The sequence below is a fragment of the Clostridium acetireducens DSM 10703 genome, from assembly GCF_001758365.1.
Lineage (GTDB): Bacteria > Bacillota > Clostridia > Clostridiales > Clostridiaceae > Clostridium_C > Clostridium_C acetireducens.
Map to the genome: position 1 here is coordinate 48531 of NZ_LZFO01000003.1, position 26198 is coordinate 74728.

Genomic DNA, 26198 nt, shown 5'->3' on the forward strand with positions numbered 1-26198 from the left:
CATATCCTTTCTAATTTTATTTATTTCTCGCTTTGATATAATCTTCCATTGATAAACTATCTAAGTCACTTTGCTTGTTGTCTGAATCTTTTGGTGGAACGTATCCTTCTCCTTTTAATCTCTGCTCCACCATTTTCTGTACAGATAGATTAAAAGTATCTTCTAATGCTTTGAGATTTAGTGCAGTTTTTTCTTCATCTGCACCAATAAAAAAATCTACCAATTCAATCGGTAGACCCTTCTCTGTAGCTGTTTTTATTGCCTTATTGGTTAATGACTCTCGAAGTTTTTCCTGCTTCATCTTCTCAATTTCACTTCTTAACTTTTCCACCTCAAGCTCTTTCTCATCCTTTTCAGGAAATCTCTTTTTGATCTCGTCTGAAATCAGACTCTCAAGATTATTGGTTTTCCATGTCTCTAATCCTTTGGATAAATGCTTATCCTTAATAGAGTCCAGCCAACTTTTCGCTTCTTGATTTACATCTAAGAATTCCTGCACCCTTGCAACAGTTAATGGATTTGTCTCCTGCAAATATGCAATGACTTCTTCTTTCTTACCTTCCTCACTTTGTAAAAACTGTTTAACTTCTTCAAATGTCATAGTATAAAATCCTCCTTATTATTTGCCCTCCCAACTCTATGAACTAGGAACGCATAGTTTTTGGTATAAAAAAAGAGCCTCTATAAAGGCTCAATATCTACTAATAATTTTTACTCATAATACTTTACTATTCTATCCAAATAACCTCTTAATTCTTGTGCTGACATATCATTAATCTTAATATGTTCTCTAGCACTTTTTATGTACTTATATCCTGCTGGAGAATCTTTTTTAAATTTGAATTCTTCTAAATACCCAACATAAATATAGCCTCTTACTCCCCCATTCATTAAGGGACTTACATTTGTTGCTACGTTTTGCTTACCTGTATGGCTTTTTTTATATTGAAAAGAATACTCCGTCCTTTTTCCATCTTCCAACATATGAGGCATTAGTTCATATTCTTTAAATATTTTATCAACCTGTTCAAATGTTAAAGACATAGGCATCCCCTCTCTCGAAATCTTATTCACACTCATAATTATATCACTAAATCTTATTTTGTTAACACTAAATTGGAACCCAGCAACATTGACAAAATACATGAGCAGGGATTTCAGGTTTATTGGGGTCATCAACTGTAAAAATGCTTCCATCCATCATTTCACAATACGGACAGGTATTTCCACACAGAGCAGACACCCACATAACTTTATTCACATTAGTAGAAGCAATAAATACCTTCGTCTGTACCTCATCAAATACTCTTGTCTGCTCTGTCATAAGTAAACGGTAAGTTTCATAATTAGTCTGCTTAAATATTTCTTGAATATTATGTGATAATTCTTCTAAAGTCACATTATTTATCAACCCTTTATCCAATTCAACATATAATCGATTTGCTAGTTTTCTTTTGTTGTCGGTGATTCTATTATCAAATATATCTCCCTTGTACTGCTTAAAAATAATCTCATCAAGAAGAACTGAAGTAATTGTAATATTTTTGATATCCCCAAATAAATCAGTATGCATTTGATAGCTTTTGGTAATAACATCTTCTAAAATATGTTTACTGATATTAATATCTGCTTGTGATAATTCTTTTGTATATTTAATAATCATGTTTTCCAATTTTTTTAAGATTTCTACTCTTTGATAACGGTTAACATTAAATTTTCCTTCCAGTGAATACTTATCAAACAGTTCCATTATCAGTAACAACAACATTCCTAAGACTTTTTTGTGTTCATTATAGATTCCTTCTACTTCTTGTTCCACCTTTTCTATGGCTTTCTTTTTTATTTCTAATATTTTTTCTTTGTGATCCTGAATCACTCATCATCACCTCCCCAGTTTTTAAAATCAATTTTATCTACCTCTGCTTTAAATTTCTGCACTTCAATCTTTGGATTTTCTACAAAAGGTAGCAATGTCAGCAATGTTTCCTGTGAACAAACATTTTGCAACTTTACAATAACATCAGCAAGCCCTACAAGATCTGTAGGCAAGTTACGAGTAAACTTAATGGCAACATCCCTATAATCAAAAACCTTCCCTTCTTTTTTCTTAATATAAATAAATAGATTTTTAAGTCTTTCTTTAATAACCTTCTCCATAAAAGCTTGTCGTATTGCCACTCTATTCTCTAAGTTCAATAGTTTATTCCTTAATGCCAGCGATGAAGTGTTACTTGCCCAATTTTCATTGAAATTTACTTCATCCATCATGTCGTAGATTTTACGTTCAATATTATCTAATTCATTCTTAACAAAAGAATCATTAATATCCTTAGTGAGCCACTTCACCACTCCCCCCTTTGGAACTTGGATAATTCCCATAGACTTCATTTTTAACAAGTCCTCTTCTTCAATTTTGGCATTTTCAATTATAAGATAAGCATTCCTATGATCTGCAATCTCATTGACTAAATCTGAATTCAAAACATTATAAGCATCAAATAGGCTGATTACATCTTGAAAGCCACTTCGTCTTTCACTATTGGCAGGACAAATAATTATTGGAACACGATTGAAAATATGATTATGCTTTCCTATATATTTCAGATCCATATTTCCTTTTTGATCAGAATCTATTGTATAATGTAGGATTTCCGAATCGGTATAAACATCTAAATAGCTGGTGTCATCAAATCTCTTTCTAAATCTATGAAGCCCCAGTAATACATTCCTTTCAGTAGTACCATCTTCCAATACATATGCTTCCAATGGTGTTAAAATGGATGCACAAAATTCTCCTTCAGAATTAATATAGTTTAATTCATAGCTCTCTCCATAAATCTCACTCGTCTTTCGAAGGTTAATATTATGCTCTTTATCCCAGTGATTTAGATTCCTATCAATACAATCAATGATTTCTGTATTATCTGTTTTAGGCACAAAATTAACAGGCTTACCTAATAGATAGCCTGTTTCATTATCAACAAATTTGCGTGGAAAATTAAAAATGAGTTTTTGATTACTCCTGCTGTCCTGCATAGCATAGTTATTCAAAATGCTGTGATTCCCTTCATAATATTCCTTATACATCTTTTTATCAGCAGAGTTTTTCTCCAACTCATTTAGACATTCCATTATTAAGTTTTCAGTAATCTCCAAAATACCATCTCCTTTCTTAAAACAATAAACTTCTATCATAAAACTTTATTTTCTGCACCCCTTGTATCAATTGCACTGCTCCATATAAAGAATCAGGAGCATCATCATGCTTAGCTCCTTTGTTATAATCTTTCACCTGATTATTGTAGGATATATTTGCAGAATTAAACAGTATATACCCTTTCTTGATATCAGGCTCTAAAGTGATAATTCTCTCATGTTTCTGACCTTTTGCCACTACTTCTTCAACTGGAACATAAATCTTATTCTTCCATAACTCTTCTTCAAACTTTTGTTTCATGTAACTCTGTGCCTGTGTGCCCTCAAATCCTATTTTTTCTACAGGATATAACTGCAGTTTCTCAATGGCTATTTGAAATAAATCATCGGGTAAAAGCTTATAAATGCTACCATCTACTACATACATTTGATTGGTTTTAGTATGCTTTCCCAACACTGTTATTGCTGAATAGTCATTTCTTTTCCCAGCTTTAATTGCAGGATCTATATACATTACAAGTTCCATCTCTTCATACTCAGGAAGCTTATCCCAATGTGATATACTTTGGAAAATATAATCATCACTGCTCCTAGGATCATTCTGCATTTCTTTATAAAAGCTTTTATCCCCCATCGCTTGCTTCTTGCACATAAGATAATAGTAGTCTAGGTACTCTGACCATAAAATTTCTGTACCCTCCAACATTTCTTCTTCATGGTCATAAAAAAAGGACTTGGCAGTTTCAATTCTATCCAAGTCCTGAAGGTTATTATATTTTGTTTCCCACTGGCTCCAGAGATCATCTCGCTCAGACCAACTAATAATTGCAGATTTCTTTATACTTCGCACTCCTGGAATTTTTCCTTTTAATAAATCTGCCATCAAATCCTCTTCATGAAGTACCGTTCCTACAACTAATATATTCGTATCTCTTGTACCAATAGGGATTACTACATCGGTAAAGGTATTTTTCACCTGCTCTCTTTTGGATTCTGATTTTGCTGTATCATCTTTGAGAAGATCATCCAGCAACACAAGTTGTGGTCGGTGCTGCTTAAAGTGGATACCCCTCAAAGACCCATCAATCCCACGTATCATAATACAAGCGTCCAATCCCACTCTTCCTCTAATCCAAATCTCATTATTGTTCCATCGATTCCCTTTGAAAATTCCAAAATCCTCTATCAATAATTGATTGTTCTCCAATTCATCCTTTATCATATCTAGGAATGGAAGTGCAATCTGCTCGGTAGCTGATATTATTAATGTGAATTGTGATTTATTATATAGAGTTGAATAGAGGGGAAATAAAAAAGAGTTAATTGTACTTTTCCCATGTTCCCTCGGGAGTCCAAAAGCTTCAATCAACCCATTATTGTCCAGCATATATTTTAATTCTTCAAATAGCTCCTTATGAAACTGCCCAAACTTCCTGTCAAAGTATTTCGGGAAGTAACACAGAGCAAAAAATTCTATATCCATCTCGCCAAGTAACCTTCGAAGTTCTGAAAATGAAAACTCCCCGACAAGTTCTTCTATCTTGTTCGGGGAGAAGTATTTATTCATATATTCTTTTAGTAATAGGTTCTGACGATGATGGTCTTGTTGTATTTCCATCACATCACCTCTTTAGATTAAAATATAACAGGCAACCAACATGGTCGCCTTTATTTGAAAAATTAACATCGAAGCCTCATGCTTCAATTTATTTGTAATGAAAGCGAGGGATAAACACTATCCCTCTTTTTTGAAATTAATTAGTGTTTACTCATCATGAGTAAACTTATTTGTATATTTATTATAACACATAAGCATTTAGATATTCAAGGAATAATTTATAGTTTTTCTAAATCTAAATCATATTTCTTTAAAATAGCTTTTATTTCTTCAGAACCATCATTTTTAACAACCTCTTTTAAAGAATTTTTCAATTTATAATTATCATCAATAATTTTTTTAATAAATTTTTTATCTTTAGAAACCTTCTCTCGTAAGTCTTTTAACTCTCTAAACAATCCTAATGATGTTAATATTTTTTCATTCATTTCATTAATCTCATTACTTAATTCTGTAATACAGCCTCCGTTAAGTCTTGCTTTACTAACTGTTACAATATTAGCCAGCAAAATATATCCTGATAATTTTTTTTGAGTCCCATCCTCTATATCAGTATATGTATAAGAACCTGTAATTGGAACGGAAACTTTCTCTTCACCCTGTTCATTTGTGATTGGTGCAACAATAGTATTGGGAGAAAATTTATTTCCTGTATTATTCTGTATTATTACACAAGGTCTATTCTTTGTTTCTTCACTTCCAATTCCTACACCTAAATCACAATAATATACTTGTCCTCTTTTGACAGTTCTTATATTTTTATTTTTAGAATTATTTGCTTTCCAATCATAAAAAAGAACTTGCTTAAACCACTGTAAATATACTTGAGTTTTTGATAAGTCTATATTAATTGCCATCTAATCCCCCCTCTATCTATATAATATAAGGTAGATTATAACATTTTTAATTATTTTTTTCTACAAAAAATGTCAAAAAAAATTTCACACCTTTTACTGTAAGGGCATTTTTGGTAAATAGAAGCACCCCTCCCTTTGGAGAAGTGCATTAAAAAAGAGTGGCTATCTTACCACTCCAGTGCATCCAAAGCTTCAACCTTATCCTGTTCAGTTGTGACTGTATAAAGATTTGTAGTCATGATATTATCATGTCCCAATATTTGCTGAATCGTTGTGATTGCAGTTCCCTCTTTGACTAACTTATATCCAAGGGTATGTCTTAATCGATGGGGAGTTACTTCTACATCTACCCGTTTCCCATACTTCTCTAGTATTAAGTTAATTGCATTCCTTTTTAAAGCTCCACGCTGTCCTATTAATAGGAAGTCACTTTCATCTACTGATCTTACTGCAAGATAATCCTTAATTGCTTTTCTTACATCCTTATTTAAAGGAATGCTTCTATTTACATTTCCTTTTCCAATCACCTTTAATAAACCTTTGCGTTCAGATATTTCAATATCTCTTAGTCTAATATTGCATAATTCACTCACCCGAAGTCCTGTTCCAAGCAGTATTTCAATAATACATATATGCATTTTATTCCTGTTTCGGTGAATCTCGGCTCGAAGTCTCCTTAACTCCTTTTCTTCTAAACCTTTATATTGTCGAGTATCCCGATTCTTTACTGCTTTTATATTCACTTCTGTAAGAATAGTACCACTTTCATAGAGCCATTTGCAAAAAGCATTTATACTTGCAATTTTTCTGTTGGCAGTAACCACAGATTCATTGATATTAAGCAGATGCTTCTTATATTCAATTGCATCCAGTTCGATCAGCCTATCAACTCCACAGTCAGTTCTATTTTTATACCATCCAATAAAAGCTTTACTGTCCCTAATATAGCAAGCAATTGTATTCTTGCTACGTTCTTGGCTTCTCAAATATACTTCAAAACCGCTTAAATCAAGCATATAGACACACCCTTCCTTTATTTGGTGTGTCCATGTTACCTCTGTACTGCCCCTAAGTCAACTGAATACATAACACTAATTATGAATTGTAATCAGCTTGATTTGGGGTAGTTTTACCCCTCAAAAAGGGCATTTATCTAGGTAAAAACTCAAGACATAAGATTATTAGCTTTATTCCTCTTCATCAACTCTTACGGATTCATCATCATTGCCAGTATTTTCATCTTCGGCATCTAATTCACCATTTACCATCTTCAAGAATAACTCTTTCCTTGCAGCTTCATTTTGACTGGTATCCAATATAAGTTCCTTCTTATCAGACCATTCCTCTGGCATACGATTTCTAAGGAAAAATGAAATGGCTTGAGCAGACGGTGGTTGATGACGTTTTGTCTTCTCAATCTTAGTTCTCTTTTTTCCATTCTTATCCTCTTCAACAATGGTCTTGAGTTCTTCATAATCATATCCAGTGCAAATCTTCAATAATGATTTTTCTACATCATTACATAACACGCTCCTGCCCATAGTTACAAGTTCAGAAAGTGTTTCATGCTCTTTACAATAACGATACCAAGTATCAGGTGATATAGCAAGTTTCTTACAAATCTCTCTAACTGTATCTCCCTGCATTATCCACTCCTGTATGTCAGATAATCTAGGTAATATGTCCGACTCATATCTGGTTGTTTTATTTGGAATTCCTTTTCTGCTACCCATGGTTTCACCTCCTTCAAATTCCTTATTCTTTTATTTTCTCATATTAAAAAAGAGCCATTTGTCGTGGCTCTCATTTCTAGTATTCAGGTAACTCCCCTAAGTTGTCTTCTTTTTTACTATTCCGTTCAGTTTTTATAAATTTTTCATTGTCTACTTCATAAACTATAACCTCTGAACCTCTTTCCCAGTTACCATTGTCCTTTTTGATTAATGTGATAACCTTATTATTAGCTTCAATTTTTGAGATGACCTCATCTCTTGAAAAAGTGTGTTTCCCATCCGTACTGTTATCTGTAATTTTATACGCATGAACTTCTTCAATTTTTGCGTGATCATCATCATAATGAACTTCATAAATACCATATTCAGCCACATTCTCACCCCCTTCATATTATTAATTTCGACATACGAAGGGTATTTCCTCTATTATTATAGAATTTTACTAATTTTTGTATATTTTACACATCTATAATTCCCATCCAATAACAAATTTTTCATCAAGCAAAACTTGATTATTTATCGCTTCAATATGTTTGAAATATAATTCTTTATCTAAATTCCATCTATTGATTATCTGTGAGCACATGGTATTTATTGCTATTACTTCTTCTTTTACCGCATCTAATCCGCTTTCTTTAATCATAACTATCGCTGTATTAGATAATCCCTTAATTGTTGCATTTAAAATTTGTTCTTTCTCTCCCATTTTTTTATCCTCCTAAATTATAATAGGACTGATTTTACTCAGTCCCTATACTTCCTACTTCCATATCAAATTCATCAACCAATCTTTCATCTAAATCCCAAAACTGCACTAGTTCTTCATACATTTCCCTGATTTGCTTAATATCAGCTTCAGCATCTTCCACCCCCAGTACACAGATTTTCTCAATAGCTGTAGCCAGTAATCCTTCCAATGTTTCCCTTATTAAGTTTTCAGTTTTCAATGCAATCTCCACCTTTCCATATTGGGTTAGGTAGTACATTACCTCTACTGCTCCTGAAAGTAAAGTTGATATTTCAACATTTGCCACATTTTTAATATCTAAACCAATTAACCATTTATCCCACCAATATAAAAATATCGCCTTACAAGCCAACGTAAAGCGATATATGATATATAAGTGACTATTCAGCTTCTCCATCTTTGACTTTTTCAGGCTTACTCCCACTTCGAAAGGCTGAATTACCATCTAGATTTTCCAACAATATTTTCCTATCCATCTTATATTCATCACCTATCATTCCAAGTCGTAGAAGCCATACTCTAAATGCATATTTTTCATTATCAGTTGGTTTAACCTTAGCAGATGCACGTTTCAGTTCTTTGGCTTGTTGATTCAGTAATGCTACAAACTGCGTATATGCTTCCAGTTTTTCAGGAGCTACTTCTTCCTCTAGAAAACTGAAGGTTAAAGTATTTTTATAAAAATCAAATTCTATTCCTTCACAACTTTTCTCACCAATATCTTCAAGGGTAGTTTTGAAATCCTCCAAAGTTTCAATTGGCACTTCATTAATTCCTATACTAAAATCAGCACCGACTATATCGACTGTAGTTCCTAATGATTTCTTTATTAAATGTTGTTTGCTATAAATCATATTAACAAGATTTCTTAGGGTGCGACCAGTATGTCCTTCCATTAGAACTGCCACTTCATAAGCTATATGTTCTTTTTCGTCCATGGTTTCATTTATCAATGTATCAAATTCCACTTCCTTGCCCAATTCTGTTGTAATTCTTCCTTCTCGATCAATTGTTATAATTCCTCTTGGTGTTTGTATTTGATATGCAAAACTTGGTGCTCCCATATACTGTGCTTTTACTCCAAAATGCTGACCTAACTGTTTAACCATTTCTTTTCTATCCATTTGTAATCCCTCCAATAATGATTTTGGTAGTGTACACATTACCTCTACATACACATGAAATCAAGTTAAATGAAGGAATTTTAGTAAGATATAATGAGCAGAATCAGTAATATATCATGAGCGATAAATCTGTTTGCCCACATTATTATTCGGAATACTGCTCACTCTTTAAATCCGAGTACCTAAATTGTTGCCCCTCTCTTTCAATAATTACATCATCTCCATTGATACCATCTTTATAATTAATCCAGCGTTCAATAATGACCTGACAGTATTTGGGGTCAAGTTCAGAGCCATAACATACTCTATCAGTTTTATCGGCAGCAAGCAGTGTAGTTCCACTGCCGAGAAATGTATCAACAACAATATCACCATATTTACTGGAGTTTTTGATTATGTACTCAATTAGTGGTATCGGCTTCATTGTCGGATGGACATCATTTACTCTTGGCTTATCAAAGTTCCAAATTGTAGATTGCTTACGGTCACCATTCCAATAATGACTACCTGTTGGCTTCCATCCGAATAATGCTGGTTCATGCTGCCACTGATAAGGCTGTCTTCCCATTACAAATGTATTTTTTACCCATACGCAACACTGGGAATGCTTAAAGCCTGAGTCAACAAATGCTCTTCTGAAAATTAATCCCTTTGCATCTGCATGGAATATATAAATACTTGCTCCGTCATCAGAAACTTCATAAACTCTTTTGAATGCTTCAAGCAGGAAATTATAAAATTCTTCATCATTCAAGTTGTCATTTTGAATTGTAAGAGCATCTTCTGTTTTCCCTACATATGAAATCCCATAGGGTGGATCTGTGACAGTTAGCTTTGCTTTCTTCCCATCCATCAACCTTTCTAAGTCTTCACTCTTCGTTGCATCGCCACATATTAGCCTATGCTTACCAAGTAGAAGAATATCTCCTGATTGAATCACTGGTTCTTCTGGTGCTTCAGGAATTTCTTCTTCCTCTTCCTGATCATCCTTTGGCATATATTCGTCCCATAACTTCTCTGCTTCAGCAAAATCTACACCAGTGAGTTCAATATTATAATTCTCCTCTTTCAATTCATCTAATAAATGAGCCAGTGCAGATAAATCCCATTCTCCTGTAATTTTGTTTAGAGCAATATTCAGTGCTTTCTCTTTGGTCTTGTCAATCTTAATAACTATACAATCGATTTCTTCATAACCTAATTCTGTTAGTACTTTGCTCCTTTGATGACCGCCAATAATGGTCATATCACTATTTACAATAATTGGTTCAACATATCCAAACTCGGTAATACTGCTTTTAATTTTCTCAAATTCTTTATCCCCAGGCTTTAAGTCGACCCTTGGATTATACTCAGCATGTTTTAAATTTGATATTTTAATTTTCCTAAACTCCATAATTATTCATTTCTCCTTTCAAAATTGGCATAAAAAAACTGCCTACTCCATTTGGAATAGACAGTTATATATTAACATTAATATATTTTTCCTTTTTCCACTCAATGCCAGCTTCGCTGGCGTTGGGTACTCATTAATCTAACAAAGTTACAAGAACATATCAAGACTTGATAATAGTCTTTTAACAATTTCATATCCTTCTAATAATTTCAGTTCACTTCTTCTGTTATAAAAAATTGCTCCGAATTCATGTGTAATAGCAATTGTTTCTTCTCCAAAGTCGATAATTAACATAGATATTTTAGATTCTTCTTGAGAAACATAATCTCCAAACTCATCACTTTGATCTACCTCAGTTCCAAATATTGCAACTGTATTTATATTTACATCTTCTAAATTTGTTATCCACGCTCCAACAATTGACTTGATTTTGCTTTTATCTTGAGATAATTTTTCTCTTAATTCTTTCATATCTAATTCTGTTTGTCCAATATCAACTTGTCCACTTTTTTGCAGCAAATTAATAATTTTATAAGAGTCTTTTTTAGAAGCTCTTATAAGGATATATGAATTGTCTGGAGCCACATAAAAGAATTTTTCTTCTTCAACTAATAAGTTTTCAACTCTCGCTTCTTTATAGTATCCCGTTATTTTTTCAATAACATAATAAGCTATTTTAAACTTATCATAATCACCAAATTCGCCTTTCCCAATATACTCAATATATCCTTCCTTCTGAAAATCCTCTTGTCCCCAAATATTTAGCTGTTGGCTGATTGGTTCTTTCTTCCCAAGTTCTTTTGATAAATTGTTTTGTTCAATTTTTGCAAAACGTACCCCCACTGGCATTCTAACGCACCCCTTTTTCTTCAAAAAAACCTTTGAACAAGCTACTATACTTCTTAATATCCATTTCAAAATCATGTTTGCTTTTCGAATTAATTTCAAGAGTGTCATCCGCAAGTTTTATTGTTGAATTCTCTTTTTGTAACTCTAGATTTTTAATATACCTAGGAGCATATGGGGCTAAGTAAACATTCTTAAAAACATTATCATCAACTTTTATTTTAGCATTATATATAGCATGCTTTAATTTCCCTTTTGAGGAATCTTTAATATGTTCATCTATAAAATCCCATACTCTTTGAGTGCTTCTAATTAATGTTGGTATCTCTCTATAAGTTATTGTTGGTAATGAATTAGTCAATTTACATGTCAATTTATTTTTATCAACAATTTGCAGGTACATAACTAATGGAACTTTAATCATTATATTATTATCTTTTGCAAATCTTACAACTTGCCCTGCTTCTATTCTTATTCTGTTATTCTCTCTTCCAATAGTAACACCGCTTTTCAATAATGCTTCTTCTAATCTTTTTTCAATAAACGTTTCATCTTGAATGCCATCATTAATTTCATAGGTATTTTTTATTATAACTGTTACTGACACCGTTTTATTTATAATTATTATTTTTGAAATAAACAATCTAATTCTTTCTACGTTTGTATATATAATGGTTAAAAGTGCAGGTAAAAAGGCAAGAACTATAGTTAATTCATCTGACCAATTTAATTTCAAAAAAATCCAAGCTAATACCATGCCGATAAAAACAAACAATAATTGCATTCCCATCTCTGCACCTCCTAACATTATAATTGTTCATTTCATAACAATATAACACACTAATTCCAATATCCTTAATACATTATTATTAATATGCACATCACTATAGTTTATTGTACTATTGTATAATAAATTTTCATCTTTGAATAGACATATATAGAATTTTTCATAGATTTTGGGGGACTTACCACCATCCTATTCAGTTTGTTTCGCCTTAACGGCTACACAAACTGAATAGCCTACGCCCGTCCCCCAAGCCCCCTGACGTATGAAACTAATTGATTTATTCTATTACTGTAAATATATTCTTGGGCTACCTACTATTCTCTATATAATTATATAAGGAATGTGGGGTATCCCAAAACTTACACTTTATTTAATATACCAATAATAACATTGACTACTACCTTTACCTTCTCTCATAGTCTTTACTTTTCGTTTCTTCTTAATATCTTTTACAACTGGATTCGAATTAAGCTTTCCCCAATATTTATCGCTTATCTCAAACTTCACCTTAATATCAGCTATGCCAATTTTACTCCCATTCCATTCATCTTTAAGCCATTTTATAAACATCTGAATCTTATTATCATTGCCATCGGAAGTTTGCCTGCCAAGTATTTTTTGTTGCTGGAATTCTTCTGGCACATTATTATAATTGATTACATGACACTTTTTAAATCTCTGGCGAATAAGCGAGATCACTTTCTTATCAGGCTTAAAAATATAAATATCAACTGCATTGTCGGCAGAAAAATCCCTCACACAAGTCCTAAATACTTCTTGTTCAAATTCTACTGCCATCTTTCTCCACATATATATATTAGCTTCATCATATTCTTTGAAAAATCCGAACTGATTTTCAAATATAGCTGCAGTTCTAGCTGCTTTATCTTCCTGCTGTTCAAATAATTTCTCAAATACTGTGTTTCTACTCAAACACTGAGCAAGGTATTCATCCGAAGGGGCTTTATTCCAGCCAATTTGAACCATATTTTTCGCATCTTTAAATTCATTACTCCCCTTTGTATCTCCAAAGTGGGGAATTACAGGTCTCTCTTCATCGCTATCAATAAATATTATAGTTCCTAAGTTCTTCAAATGTTGTGATACTATCTTTGCATTATCTTTATATGTAACTACATAGGTTTTATCCTTAAACTTATTGTTAATCCATTGAGCCACCGCCACATTCTTCCAAGGATTCTTTCTGTAATCAAGGGCAGTTTTGCTCATATTCATTTCTTTTGCCCAATATATATGAAAAGTAACATTCTCATAATTCTTATAATCTTCAATATTAAGAAACTGAAATCTCTCATCTTCATAATCAGGGTCAAGTTCCGAAGTAGCATCAAATATATAAGTCTTAAAACCTGTATAGCTAAATTCTTTAATTCCTAGAGTCTTAAAGTATGGAACATCCGCATTGCACCATAATGATCCTTGATTGAACATTTTTTCTACAGCATTAATCAAATCTATATTTTTATATCCAATGATGCTCTGCCACCGTTCTTTGAAATCATCTGTGAATACTGATTCTTTTGTACCACAGCAGATACAATTCCTGTGTTCACTTACTTTATTTCTCAACTGTAGTACTTCGTTTTCTATCCCATGCAATTCATTCAGCAAATTCTCTTTTGTAATTATAACGTCTGCTCCATTTACTTTTGTTTCTTCAACAGTCTTTTTTAGGGTAGAGAATAAATTGGTATCAATCCTGTAGTTATCTATGATGATAGGTTTCTCATCGATGATTAAAATATCTCTAATTTGTTCCTTTTTATTACTGTCAATCCAAGTGCTATATTCATCAATTCTTTCTCCATATTGCTTTAATCTAGCATTAGTCATAAGAAGAATTGGGCTATATACCTGTTGTTGTTTTTGGTAGCTCATTTTACACTTATCATAATATGGGCATTCCATGGGACTACACATTCCATACTCATAAGCTTCTATGGCTTCGTTTTTGCATATACCATCCCGAAAAGAATTTTTATTCCATGCTTCAAGGATATAGGTATATTTTGTACCATATTTTCCATCTTGATGATAATTACCTTTTTCTCGATATATGTCTTTCTCTAGCTGCCTTAATGCTTCAATCTTATCAGTTACAATGATAACACCCTGTTTCGAAAAACTAGTAAAGGCTCCACTATGAATATGCTTACAAAGGGTACTTAAAAATGAGTATATATAACTCGATTTTCCAAATCCAGCTTTTGCAGGAATTACTGTGATTTTATCAGGATTCTTCACTTGTCCCATAATACTCATTGTTGCATCATAGCTAAATGTTACTTGTCCCTCAGTAATTTTATTATTTCTTGCATCAAATAGTTGAATAAATTTATCTTGTGTTTCCTTTGCAAAGCTTTTAATATCATCATCTATATCAACTATTTGTTCAGGGTTTAAAGCAGAAACTACAATGTCACGTGACCAATATCTATAATTGTCACCATCAATATATGTTTTTCCATCAATGGTTGTCTTTTTGGTATATTCACGTTTATATTCAAAATCCTCAATAATAATCTTCTTGTTTTGCTCCCCATCCATTTTGATCCTCCTGTATTAAACCAACGCTTTAAATTGTTGATATTTTTCCATCGTGTCACGCAGTTTGGGAGAATCTTTAAAAATATAAATTTTCCTATTTGAGTCTTTTAGATCTGGTTTCTCATCTACTTTATGAAATCTATTAAACATAAGCCAACCAGCCATTCTTTCCTGCGTAATTACAATTGTATCATTTTTCATAATGTTCATGACCTCCTTGATATTAAATAGTTTAGACAACCCCTAACTCGGCATTGTCCGCCCTAAGCCAGCTTCGCTGGCGATATGATTACCCTTTAATATCAACCTTTGCAATTATTACAGTTTGTGTATTCTTAGCTGTAATAATTTCTTTTATCATAACATCATGATCAATGTACTTCCTTAGATCAATTCCTGAAGACAGTGTTTCCCTTTCCTTTATGCTCATATTTCCATCAATCCCGAGCCAGTTACGTTCATTTACAAATAGCTTATAGCTCTTTCCAAGCATTTCATCTGCAACTTCTTCTGCCTTCCCTTTTTCAACACCCATAATTGTAATTTTTAAATCTTCAATATCAGGAAGTTCTTCCTTCTCTTTTCTTATATATTCTTCAGGAATACTCATATCCTTTTCTTCATCAAAATTTAATGGATACTCTCCATCGAAAACCTGTGTCTTGTAATATTCCCCCAGCCATTCAAAGACATCCTCTTCTTTGGAATCAGCCTTTACTACATAGATTTTTTCATTGTCTTCATGCATTTTAATATTGTGAAGAATGCCTTCGGGAGCAACAATCCAACAGAAAGAATAGTTATCATTTTGATTATTATACTTTGTATTTATATAAGTCATACGAACAGAAGCCGTTGCCAATAATGACGGACAACCGCATATTTTTTCTGCATCCATTCGTGTCTTTTCATATAGATCTTTGAACTTCTGGTCTACAATAGCTCTCTCTCGTTTATATTTATCATCACTGGAATATGGATTGATTCTTGATTTCAATATAGCCAATGTCCTGTTTTCCTGTATAAAGTGGGAATATACATCATCTAAATCTTCAATAACTTTCTGCACTACTTCCCCATCTAATTCGGGGTTCATTAAATAGTTGTAGATATTTTCAAACCGCTGAGCCTTGATTTTTCGATTGGTATCTTCCCTCATCACTCTATTAACATATTCTTTGAACTGCTGAATCCTATCAGCAAAAAAATCCAATGCAGATTTCGTGGAATAATCTTTATTAAACTCATTACCATCTTTATAGAACATAAACTGTGGCTTTTTACGGAACTTCAACTTGATTACTTCTGGTACCACTACTTGATCGAAAAGTCCAGATTTACTGGCATCTATCATTTTCCCTTGTAAATCTTTCATTATCGCATTGGGCAAAGCATATTTTGATAAATCCCCTGCTTCATTGGCTACATTTTCAATTGCAGTGTTGATATCTGTTATTGCACCAGTCTTATCCTCGGAGTCAAGAATAAATTGGATTACATTTTCTTTATTCCATTCTTTACTAGGTGCAGTGGCTTTATCTTCATCATTCACCTGTACCAATGATGAAACAACATAATCTTCAATAGTCACAATATCTTTATCAGGGAATCTGGTATCAAAATGCTCTTGCAGGCTTTGATTGATAATTTCTAGCATGTTTTTCCCGAAGTTTTCACTTTCTTCTCTTTTAACTACATAGTTATAATTCTGTAAGTATTCAATTTTAGTGTCCTTTAGGTTGTAATCGGTAGAAAGTACAAATAATTCGTCCCCATCTCTGTCGCAGCCCCCTAGCCTATCAGGTTCAGTACCTAGTGGCATCTGAATGATATTATCTAGGTGATTTATAAACTCTAAGTCCTCGCCTTGATAGTCTACAAACTCCACCTTTGCAATTTCAGAGTAGCTCATAATTGGATTTCTTGCCAGTAAACTTCTGCCTGCGATTTTTCCCCCACAATAAAATTGTTTCTTGTCAAGGAAGCCTGAATACTCCCACTGCTCTTTATTTTCAGCACCAGCATATCTTAAAAATGCAAGTACATCCTGTGTGACATAAAGGTATTTACCCTTAACATAGAATCTGCCCATGCACATATCATCAAGCTTTTTATTAATGACATCTTTAATGGTCTGAATCACTTTACGGTCAAAGACCATTTTCTTATTAATATGAATTGCTTTAATAGCATCAGCACATTCTTTTGCAAGATTGGTATCGGCATTTTCTTTTTGTATAAGATTTAAGAAGGTTTCAATATATTTAATATCCTGCCAGTCTATCTCATCCTTACGGTAAATGCTCAATACCTTATGTATAACATCCCCTTGAACATTAGATAAAGCAAGCAAATCCAATCTATTTATATTAAGAGCCAACCACAACTGGTATGTTGCCCTTCTGAATTCTTCTTCCACAGGCTTTGCAAAGTTAGCAATGCCAATAACATCGTATCCATACTTAATAAGCAAGTTTTTGTATTCCTTAATACTCTGAAATAACCATTCTTTCTTCTCGGAGCCTTCTTCTTTTAGTCCTGTAACATTCAGCTTCGCTTTAAAAGTCGATTCAGTAGTAAGGATATCAATATCATCTACTTTGTAAGCTTGTCCCCACATATCATAGATGTATTCAATGTTATGCTTTTTATAATATGCCTTAAAGTCTACAACAGGGAAAAATCCCTTAATAGCAGGTAAACGAAGTTGATATCCTGTAATAGGGTATTCTGTTTTTAAGAACTTCTCAAACTTCTCCCCTAGCTCTTTTGATACTATACCCATACCATCAAATACATTTTCCATACATTTATGATTCTTATCTGTTACTACCTGAAGTCCCGTTGACCATTCAGTAATAGGAATCTCCTTTGTTTCATCTTCACCTATTTCATCAGTCTGCTCTTCTATATATAATGCATAATACTTTGCCTTCGTATCAACATATATTCTTGCTTTTGGATTCTCTAGTTCTTCTTCCTTTACCTTTCGACCTGCTTCTTTCCATTGACTAACGGTTTTATATGATGATTTCTTCCGATTCTTCTTGTCCTGCTTTTCAATGGTACAGTCATCGGCATTTACTAATTCAGATCCAGCTTTGACTTTTTTATAATACTCCTTATCAGCTTCAATCCAAGCCATTAGTTCCCCGTACTGTTTTTCTTCATCTAGAGTCCGAGCATAAGGTTTAATGATATTTACATCTTCAAATACAGGTACTTCACAGTCAGGAATAATGCAAATACCAAGTTTCTTCATATCTACTGGAATTGAATAAACATCCGTTGTAGTCAAAGCATTTCGTGTAAGATTTTTTGATATAGTACATTTCTGTGGCTCAATACCGATAGAAACATACTCTTTCAATGGTTCAAGATATTTCTTCAAGACAAACATCTGTCTACATTCTTTATTCTGTGAACCTGAAAGCACATTATCAATAAAAACAAAATGTCCCTTTGGCTCTGCTACATAAAAGCCTTCATTAAGCAATTTATTCAGTTTAGCAGTCTCTTCCTTATCCCTGCTCCTACCTGTTTCTAATGTAATGATAGGAATGAAATTCTTCCTTACCTTTATCTCATTACCATTCTCATCTGTTTTATATTCAACGGTGCCGTCATATTTGCGACCCATTATTTTCTCATTTAATATGTAAAACATCAGCGTTTCACTGGTATTCACTGCATCGTTTTTATCAAAATCCAGCATCAGCTTTCCATCAACTTCATTCAGTTGCTCAAGCTTGTACTGCCAGATATGATATTGACGTTTTCTAGTAGCCATGCCATCCCCCTTTCTACCAACCTTAAGGTAAAAACTGTATTGACCCTCATAATAAAGGTGCCGTAAGCTATGCTTCGGCTTTTGTTACTTGTCATTCAAACTGGTATAATCAGCTCTGAAATAAACTTTAAATTCACCAATACTAAAATTGTATTCTTTTAATAATTTCATAATAAGGTTTCTTATTGCATTACCACTTTGATTTATTTCCACATATATTTTATCGGCAACTTTTCTTGGCTTTCTCATATCATCAGGATTTGTTGAAAAGTACTTATTCTTTTTTCCGTTCATTGTTTTCTTATTTTCAAAACCCATAAACTTCTTTTCATCAATTGTTAATAAGTATTCACAGGTTTTAATAAGCATATCTTGCCATGTTTTTACTTCTACAATATGTTGTTCATTTAGCTTAAACCCGTAGGGTCTTTTATGAGTAAAGTTTTCATATAAAGTATGTTCACTATTATGGTCTACAATATATTCTGAATAATTGGGAATGATTTTCACTTCTGCCTCTTCATCTGTTTCTTCCTCTACGATAAGATCGTCAACATCAATCATCGATATTATTTCTTCTATTTTTTTCTCACAAACTCCGATATCTTCAGCCATACTTGAATAATATGGTATCTTATCATACTGCTTTTGCGAGAAAGATGTATTTATTTTTGTGCCGACTGCTTCAACAGTATCATTAATTACAACCCTTAAAAGCTCTAAGCTTTCCATTATATCGATTGCCTTATCAGGAAACTCTTCTTTTATTCGCTTAACCAGCTCTTGATAATCCATCAATTCCCCACCCCTGCATTCTAATCGAGATTTATATCATTTAAAATATTTCTTAATTCTTTTAATTCTTCTTTAGATAATGTAACACCCTTACCCATTTTTTCGTATTCAGGAGCCCAATCTCTTATATCATATTTAGCTTCTCTGCCATTCCAGCTAATCAAATTCAATTCTTTTGTCCAACCTTTGGAAGATTCCGAAAGGGTTCCTAACTTTTCTTTAATTTCATATTTTATATCTGCCATACTTTATCTCTCCAATCTACTTATTATCACTCATAATAACAAGTCATTCTATATTGATTTTTTGTCAAAAATATCACGCAAATTATCTTCGATCGATTCCTCTCCATACTCCACTTTATATATTAGTTCTGCTATCATCCTTTTTAATTGACCAATATTAGTAGCCAGATAACCATCCATCTGTGCTCTAGACAACTCATAGATCCTTCCTTGTTCCAGCTGATTAAGTTTATTTTTGATCTCCAATATTTCACGATTATATTTCTGAGTAATATCTATTTTCTTTTCAGGCATTTCTTAATCCTCCTATCTCAAAATGTAATCTTGCTTTTCTTCCGCCACTTTATCATACTGGATGTCTTCTACATTAACATTGCCACACATCTTTTCTGCCTGTCTCATAACAACTTTAAGTGCATTGTTTGCCTGTTCTGGTGGATAATCATATTTTTTAAGGAGTCTTTTTATGATTCTTCTCATGCCTGCTTGAGCACTTTTTCTTACACTCCAGTCAATGGTAATGTTATTCTTAATAGCAAAAGTTAATTCTTGAGCAATCTTTTTTAAGGTCTCATCCTCCATAAACTCTTTCACAACCTCATCGGCTGTTAATGCGTCATAGAAAGCAATCTCATCTTCATTTAACCCTAAATCCTTCTCCTCTTCCCTTGCTTTTTTCATTTCGTGAGCCATCCTGATTAGTTCTTCTATAACCTCTGCATTGGTAATGGCTTGGTTTCTATATTTATTTAAGGCTTTTTTCAACTTCTCAGAAAATCTTTCGGATTTTACTAGATTTCTTTTTTCCATTGATTTAATATTGCCCTCTAATAACTTCTTAAGCATTTCCACTGCTAAGTTTTTATGTTTCATTTCTCTTACTTCATCTAAAAATTCCTCTGACAAAATAGAAACATCTGGTCTTTTCAGTCCCATTGCATCAAAAACATCAATGACATCTTCTGAAATAATAGAACGCTCCAACATCTGATTTACTCTTGCTTCTATTTCTTTCTTAGACTTTTTAACCGCATCTTTTTCTTTTAACTTTGCTAAACTTGCCTTTACTGCTTTGAAATAACTAACTTCCAATGCCTTTGCTTTCCCATCCTCAGTAGCTGCACATAAGGAGTGAGCCTTTGCCAATTCTACAGATATTTTTTTGAATTCCTTTTGGTCTTCTTCTGGCTTTCCAAGAATAAAGTCCATACCGCCTGTAATTGCTCTGATTCTTTCTTTTTGAGATGTTCCCATATACTTGGAGTAATCGAATCCATACATCATTCCTTGTAGTATTTCAAGTTTTTCAAGCATAATGGAAATGGCAACAGAAGTATCAATTCCTGTATTTTTCTTATCTCCATCTGTATATTCTTTTAGTGCATTCTTTAAGCTTTCTAAAATTCCTAGATAATCAACTACTACACCGCCTGATTTATCTTTGAATACCCTATTTACTCTCGCAATCGCCTGCATAAGATTATGACCTTTCATAGGCTTATCAATATACATGGTATGCATAGAAGGCACATCAAAACCAGTAAGCCACATATCACGAACAATAACGATTTTTAATTCATCAGCATTATCTTTCATTCTTTTCGCCAATGTATCTCTTCGTTGCTTTCCACCAACATGCTTTTGTAATCTTTCATTATCTGAGGCACTTCCAGTCATGACTACTTTGATTTTCCCTTTATTTACATCATCATCATGCCAGTCAGGTCTTAGTTTAATAATCTCATCATAAAGGTCTACACAAATTCTTCGACTCATGCAAACAATCATGGCTTTACCATCTATGGTCTTAGACTTCTCTTCATAGTGATTTACAATATCTTCAGCAAGCTTTTTCACTCTATTTGGAGAACCGACAATGGCTTCTAACCTTGACCATTTGGTCTTGTTTTTTTCTCTTTCAAAATCCTCTTGACCCTCTGTAACTTCTTCAAATTCCTCATCAATTTTAATCAATTCTTCTTCATCGGTTTCCAGTTTAATGATCCTATTTTCATAGTAAATCTTCACAGTAGCTTCATCTTCCACTGCTCGTGTCATATCATAGGTATCTATACAATGCCCAAATACAGCAGTTGTAGAACGATCTTCTAAGTCAATGGGTGTCCCTGTAAAACCGATAAATGAAGCATTCGGAAGAGCATCTCTTAAATATTTTGCATAGCCATATTTTACTTCACCTGTTTTCATATCCGTTTTAGCATCAAGTCCATATTGACTTCTATGGGCTTCATCGGCGATGATAATAACATTTTTCCGTTGGGTAAGAGCAGGCATTTCCCCTTCTTCTGGTTTGAACTTTTGAATGGTAGTAAAAATAATGCCACCTGATTCTCGATCATTCAGCAAGTCAAACAGTCCATTGATTTCTTTTGAATTTTCCTTAGCTTGTTGTTTCTTTTGTTCATCGGTTAACTTTCTAACATCAGCCTGTTTGGGTGTCTGCCTTAATATATCCTGAGATTTTGCAAAAGTACTAAATAATTGGTCATCCAAATCATTTCTATCCGTAATCACCACAATAGTCGGATTGTTTAACTCCCTCACTAGTCCTGCTGTATAGAAAACCATAGAAAAGCTTTTTCCAGAACCTTGGGTATGCCAGATAACACCAATCTTTCTATCTCCATCTTCTCTAGTGGCTTCCTTTGTTTTTTCTATAGCTTTTTTTACAGCAAAATACTGGTGATATGCAGCTAGTATTTTAATAATTGTTTTCTTATCTCCAATTTTATTGCCATCAGCATCTTTCTCTTCTTCCTTTGATTCTTGGAACAGAAGAAAATTTTTAATAATATCAAGAAGTCGTTCCTTTGCAAGCATGCCATAAAACAAGACTTCATATTGTGGCTTGGATAATGGTTCAACAGTTTCTCCATCAATACTTCTCCAATTCATAAATCGTTCTTCATTAGAAGTAATGGTTCCTGCTTTGGCATTAATACCATCAGATAAGATACAGAAGGCATTATAGTTAAATAAAGATGGAATATCTCTTTTGTATGTTTGGATTTGATTATAGGCATTTTCAATCCCTACATTTTCATCGCTGGCTGACTTCAACTCAATGACTACTACTGGAATCCCATTTATAAATAAAATCAAGTCGGGTCTTCTTTCTTCGTTTTCAATAATGGTAAATTGATTCACTACTAAGAATTCATTGTTACTTTTCTTTCCGTCCATATCATCAAAATCAATAATATAAGCCCGTTTCGTTCTAATGACGTTCTTTTCCTTATATGATACTTCTATCCCTTCCACCAATAATTCATGAAAGTATCGGTTGTTTTCTTCTAGCATAGGACTGTTAAAAGTAATAATCTGCCGATAGGCATCCTCTAAAGCTTCAGCTGGTAAGTCTCTGTTAATTCTGAATAAAGCATCCTTTACTCTTTGTTCCAAAAATACTTCCCGATAATCTTTTCTTTCAGGATATTCCCCATCACATGAGATGTCAGGTGCAAATACATACTCATAACCTAATTCTTGTAAGATCTCTATGGCAGCCTCTTCTAAAAAATCTTCTGTAAAATTCTCGGATAAACTCAAGCTTCTTCCCCCTTTCGAACTCCAATTATTTAAAAAGTTTTTTAATCAGTTTAAAAATATCAAAAGATGTTTTGTTATACACCTTATTATACGCATACTTCTTAGGATTTCTAAGCCAACCCCAACCTCTAGGCATTTTTAGTCCTGCTCTATGGACAACTTGTCTTTTTATGCTTGTTCTAACAGATATTCGTTTCTTTAAACTTGGTTTTCTCATTCCAAATTTCATGATACTTCACCTTCTTCATCAAGAGGTACTCTGATTTCTCCTGACATGAGTTTTGGAAGGAGTGTGTCTCTTAAATTTATTAAATTTGAATTTTCATCAAGCCTAGAATTAACCAACTCATACAATTTACCAACCAACTCTTCATATTGATTTAATATACTTTTATACGGAATAAGAATTCTTACATTTTTGATATCAGTTTGGGTTATTAAAGGTTGTGTAGACCCTCTATTTAAAGAAGCATAATCAATTAACCCTAATAGTTGATGAACATATTCGTAATACTCCGATTTAATAACCAATGTATTATCTGATGCCCATACTTTGTCTTTAAATCGTTGAACAACTCCATGTGTTCCAACTCTTCCAATTATAATAATTGGTTCAAAATAATTGTATTCTTTAACATAGCCCATAGTTGAACTTGCACCAATAAGAGGTATTACAAACTCTTCATATGGCTCCTTAGATTTCTTTTTAGGTCTTTTACCACTTGAAATACTAATAATATCTCCTAACACACCAACTTCCCACCCCCTAGGAATCATCCCAAGTTCACTTTCAACCATTTCTCCACCACTGGATTTATAGGGTTCTCCATCCTCATTTGGAAATTCAAAATCTACAAACCATTGTTTAAAAATTGCTTGTGCCATGTTTTCAAGGGTTTTATTGATTTGGTTGTTGACTTCGATTTTATCGTCCAGAGTTGAGAGGATATGGGCGATGGCTTTTTGTTCATTTAAAGGTGGTATAGGTATTTTAAACTCTTTTACAACTTTTCCTGATACTTCTTTAAAAGTAGATCCACCTGCAATACTTTCAATTTCATTCTTCTTAGCTTTTAACATATAAAACAAAAACTCATTACTAGAATACTTTTTATCACATATAATATTTTTGAATCCTTGGTTTGTACATAATTCCTTTCGTGCAATTGCTAAATATCCAATTGGTGCTCTTGAGCTAAACAAAACTGTACCTTTTGGTAGGAGTTTTGCACTTGAATTCTTCAAGCCTAATTCCGTTATACTTCTTTCTCCTACTTCTATGTATCTTTCAGTAAAGCTCGATAAATCTTTTGGTGTTATCCAAGAAATGTTTCCATCCCAATAAGAATCTTCCTTAGTCTTAGGAGTTCCTCCACTTACAACCTCACCAATTTCTTGAATCATTTTTACATCCCATTCAACAGGTATTTTCCCAATCTCCGTATATTTAAAACTCATACCCAATACCCCCTAGATTCTTTCTGATCTCATCTTCTAACTTTCGGGATTTAGCAAAGAGTTCCACTAACTCTGCTGTCATACTCTCCATTTTTTCATCGAATGGGATACCATCATCTTCTATATCTTCAATTCCTACATATCTTCCTGGAGTTAATACATATTCATGCTCTCTTACGTCTTCAAGCTTCGCTGATTTACAGAAACCTTTTATATCTTCATAACTACCATCAACATTTCTCCACTGATGATAGGTATCTGCAATCTTTTTAATATCCTCTTCATTTAATTCCCTATGTCTTCTATCTATCATTTCTCCTAAATGTCTGGCATCGATAAAAAGTATTTCATGCTCTCTGCTTCTAAACTTTGGATTATCTTTTTTGTTTCTATTTAATATCCATAATGAAACTGGTATTCCTGTAGAATAAAACAACTTATCAGGCAATGCTACAATAGCATCAACCTTATCATCTTCTAATAGATTTTTTCTGATTTCTCCTTCATTAGAGGTATTGGAACTCAATGCTCCATTAGCAAGTACAACCCCTGCTACACCATTTGGTGCAAGATGATAAACCATATGTTGAAGCCATGCATAGTTTGCATTTCCTGTTGGTGGTGTTCCATATTTCCATCTCACATCATCTGTTAATTTATCTCCACCCCAATCACTAATATTGAAAGGTGGATTTGCTAAGATATAGTCTGCTTTCAATGTTTTATGCAAATCATTATGGAAGGTGTCATCATGGTGATCTCCTAGATTACTATCTAAACCTCTGATGGCAAGATTCATTTTGCAAAGCTTCCATGTGGTTGAATTTAATTCTTGACCATATATTGAAAGGTTTTCTATTTTTCCTTGATGTTCTTCAACAAACTTCTCACTTTGAACGAACATTCCACCTGAACCACAACAAGGGTCATAGATTCTACCTTGATAGGGTTCTATCATTTCAACTAAAGTCTTAACAACACTGGTAGGCGTGTAGAACTCTCCACCACCTTTTCCTTCAGCACTAGCAAATTTGCCTAAGAAGTATTCGTATACTCTGCCAAGTAAATCTTTTTCTCCATTTTGATGAAGTCTTATTGTAGAAATTAAATCTATAAGTTCTCCAAGCCTTCTTTTATCAAGCTCTGGTCTTGCATATCTTTTATCCAACACACCTTTTAAGGTTGGATTTTCTTTTTCAATTAAAATCATTGCATCATCAATATATTGTCCTACTTTAGGGTCTTTGGCATTGTCTTTAATATAATCCCATCTTGATTCTTTGGGAACCCAAAAGATATTCTCATAAGTGTATTCATCTCTGTCTTCTTCAAATCCATCTCCTTCTTCTAAAAGTTGATTATATTTTGTTTCAAATTTATCAGAGATGTATTTCAGAAAGAGCAACCCCAATACTACGTGTTTGTAATCACTGGCGTCCATACTTCCTCTTAGTTTATCAGCTGCTTTCCATAGTGTTTCTTCAAATCCAATATTACCTGTTGACAT

Annotated in this window: 25 protein-coding genes; all 25 read right to left on the bottom strand. The window is 33.2% G+C overall.

The features are described from left to right. Positions 1-16 precede the first annotated feature (16 nt). Complete coding sequence (locus CLOACE_RS01405; protein ID WP_070109258.1) at positions 17-601, bottom strand: DUF4355 domain-containing protein; 585 nt, start codon at positions 599-601, stop codon at positions 17-19. A 110-nt stretch (positions 602-711) separates the two neighbouring features. After that, positions 712-1044 (bottom strand): hypothetical protein, encoded by a 333-nt coding sequence (locus CLOACE_RS01410; RefSeq protein ID WP_070109259.1) that lies wholly within the window; start codon positions 1042-1044, stop codon positions 712-714. Positions 1045-1111: 67 nt separating this feature from the next. Beyond that, positions 1112-1876 (bottom strand): minor capsid protein, encoded by a 765-nt coding sequence (locus CLOACE_RS01415; protein WP_070109260.1) that lies wholly within the window; start codon positions 1874-1876, stop codon positions 1112-1114. Further along, on the bottom strand, positions 1873-3156 hold the full coding sequence (locus CLOACE_RS01420; RefSeq protein ID WP_070109314.1) for a phage portal protein: 1284 nt from the start codon (positions 3154-3156) through the stop codon (positions 1873-1875). The genes CLOACE_RS01415 and CLOACE_RS01420 overlap by 4 nt, the downstream gene beginning before the upstream one ends. A gap of 16 nt (positions 3157-3172) precedes the next feature. Continuing rightward, positions 3173-4774, bottom strand: coding sequence for a phage terminase large subunit (terL, locus tag CLOACE_RS01425; protein WP_207644897.1), 1602 nt, complete (start codon positions 4772-4774; stop codon positions 3173-3175). 218 nt (positions 4775-4992) lie between these two features. Then, positions 4993-5631, bottom strand: a complete 639-nt coding sequence (locus CLOACE_RS01430) for a type II toxin-antitoxin system PemK/MazF family toxin (protein WP_070109261.1) — start codon at positions 5629-5631, stop codon at positions 4993-4995. Positions 5632-5798: 167 nt separating this feature from the next. After that, positions 5799-6647: a tyrosine-type recombinase/integrase gene (locus CLOACE_RS01435; protein WP_070109262.1), complete on the bottom strand. Its 849-nt coding sequence runs from the start codon at positions 6645-6647 to the stop codon at positions 5799-5801. A 171-nt stretch (positions 6648-6818) separates the two neighbouring features. Further along, a complete protein-coding gene (locus tag CLOACE_RS01440) occupies positions 6819-7364 on the bottom strand; it encodes a hypothetical protein (protein WP_070109263.1) in 546 nt (181 codons plus the stop codon). A gap of 76 nt (positions 7365-7440) precedes the next feature. Then, the gene (locus CLOACE_RS01445; protein WP_070109264.1) at positions 7441-7737 is read right to left on the bottom strand and encodes a DUF3892 domain-containing protein; all 297 of its coding nucleotides are present in this window, start codon (positions 7735-7737) and stop codon (positions 7441-7443) included. Between the two features lie 93 nt (positions 7738-7830). Continuing rightward, on the bottom strand, positions 7831-8070 hold the full coding sequence (locus CLOACE_RS01450; RefSeq protein ID WP_070109265.1) for a hypothetical protein: 240 nt from the start codon (positions 8068-8070) through the stop codon (positions 7831-7833). Between the two features lie 34 nt (positions 8071-8104). Then, a complete protein-coding gene (locus CLOACE_RS01455) occupies positions 8105-8398 on the bottom strand; it encodes a hypothetical protein (RefSeq protein WP_242866366.1) in 294 nt (97 codons plus the stop codon). A gap of 94 nt (positions 8399-8492) precedes the next feature. Beyond that, positions 8493-9236, bottom strand: a complete 744-nt coding sequence (locus CLOACE_RS01460) for a virulence-related protein (RefSeq protein WP_070109267.1) — start codon at positions 9234-9236, stop codon at positions 8493-8495. A gap of 145 nt (positions 9237-9381) precedes the next feature. Continuing rightward, positions 9382-10632, bottom strand: coding sequence for a site-specific DNA-methyltransferase (locus tag CLOACE_RS01465; RefSeq protein WP_070109268.1), 1251 nt, complete (start codon positions 10630-10632; stop codon positions 9382-9384). Positions 10633-10779: 147 nt separating this feature from the next. Continuing rightward, the gene (locus CLOACE_RS01470) at positions 10780-11481 is read right to left on the bottom strand and encodes a hypothetical protein (RefSeq protein ID WP_070109269.1); all 702 of its coding nucleotides are present in this window, start codon (positions 11479-11481) and stop codon (positions 10780-10782) included. Between the two features lies 1 nt (position 11482). Continuing rightward, a complete protein-coding gene (locus CLOACE_RS01475; protein ID WP_070109270.1) occupies positions 11483-12268 on the bottom strand; it encodes a hypothetical protein in 786 nt (261 codons plus the stop codon). Positions 12269-12631: 363 nt separating this feature from the next. Further along, a complete protein-coding gene (locus CLOACE_RS01480) occupies positions 12632-14833 on the bottom strand; it encodes a hypothetical protein (RefSeq protein WP_070109271.1) in 2202 nt (733 codons plus the stop codon). 15 nt (positions 14834-14848) lie between these two features. Beyond that, on the bottom strand, positions 14849-15034 hold the full coding sequence (locus CLOACE_RS01485; RefSeq protein WP_070109272.1) for a hypothetical protein: 186 nt from the start codon (positions 15032-15034) through the stop codon (positions 14849-14851). 88 nt (positions 15035-15122) lie between these two features. Then, positions 15123-18623 carry a hypothetical protein gene (locus CLOACE_RS01490; RefSeq protein ID WP_070109273.1) on the bottom strand — a complete coding sequence of 1167 codons (3501 nt, stop codon included), beginning with the start codon at positions 18621-18623 and terminating at the stop codon, positions 15123-15125. 84 nt (positions 18624-18707) lie between these two features. After that, complete coding sequence (locus CLOACE_RS01495; protein WP_070109274.1) at positions 18708-19418, bottom strand: hypothetical protein; 711 nt, start codon at positions 19416-19418, stop codon at positions 18708-18710. Positions 19419-19438: 20 nt separating this feature from the next. Further along, a complete protein-coding gene (locus CLOACE_RS01500) occupies positions 19439-19663 on the bottom strand; it encodes a YdbC family protein (RefSeq protein WP_070109275.1) in 225 nt (74 codons plus the stop codon). Between the two features lie 48 nt (positions 19664-19711). Continuing rightward, positions 19712-19957: a hypothetical protein gene (locus CLOACE_RS01505; protein WP_070109276.1), complete on the bottom strand. Its 246-nt coding sequence runs from the start codon at positions 19955-19957 to the stop codon at positions 19712-19714. 12 nt (positions 19958-19969) lie between these two features. Continuing rightward, entirely contained in the window at positions 19970-23233 is a 3264-nt protein-coding gene (locus CLOACE_RS01510) for a type I restriction endonuclease subunit R (protein ID WP_070109277.1), read from the bottom strand. A 25-nt stretch (positions 23234-23258) separates the two neighbouring features. Next, positions 23259-23462 (bottom strand): hypothetical protein, encoded by a 204-nt coding sequence (locus tag CLOACE_RS01515; protein WP_070109278.1) that lies wholly within the window; start codon positions 23460-23462, stop codon positions 23259-23261. Next, the gene (locus CLOACE_RS01520; protein ID WP_070109279.1) at positions 23459-24691 is read right to left on the bottom strand and encodes a restriction endonuclease subunit S; all 1233 of its coding nucleotides are present in this window, start codon (positions 24689-24691) and stop codon (positions 23459-23461) included. The genes CLOACE_RS01515 and CLOACE_RS01520 overlap by 4 nt, the downstream gene beginning before the upstream one ends. Then, positions 24681-26198 (bottom strand): class I SAM-dependent DNA methyltransferase, encoded by a 1518-nt coding sequence (locus CLOACE_RS01525; protein WP_070109280.1) that lies wholly within the window; start codon positions 26196-26198, stop codon positions 24681-24683. The genes CLOACE_RS01520 and CLOACE_RS01525 overlap by 11 nt, the downstream gene beginning before the upstream one ends.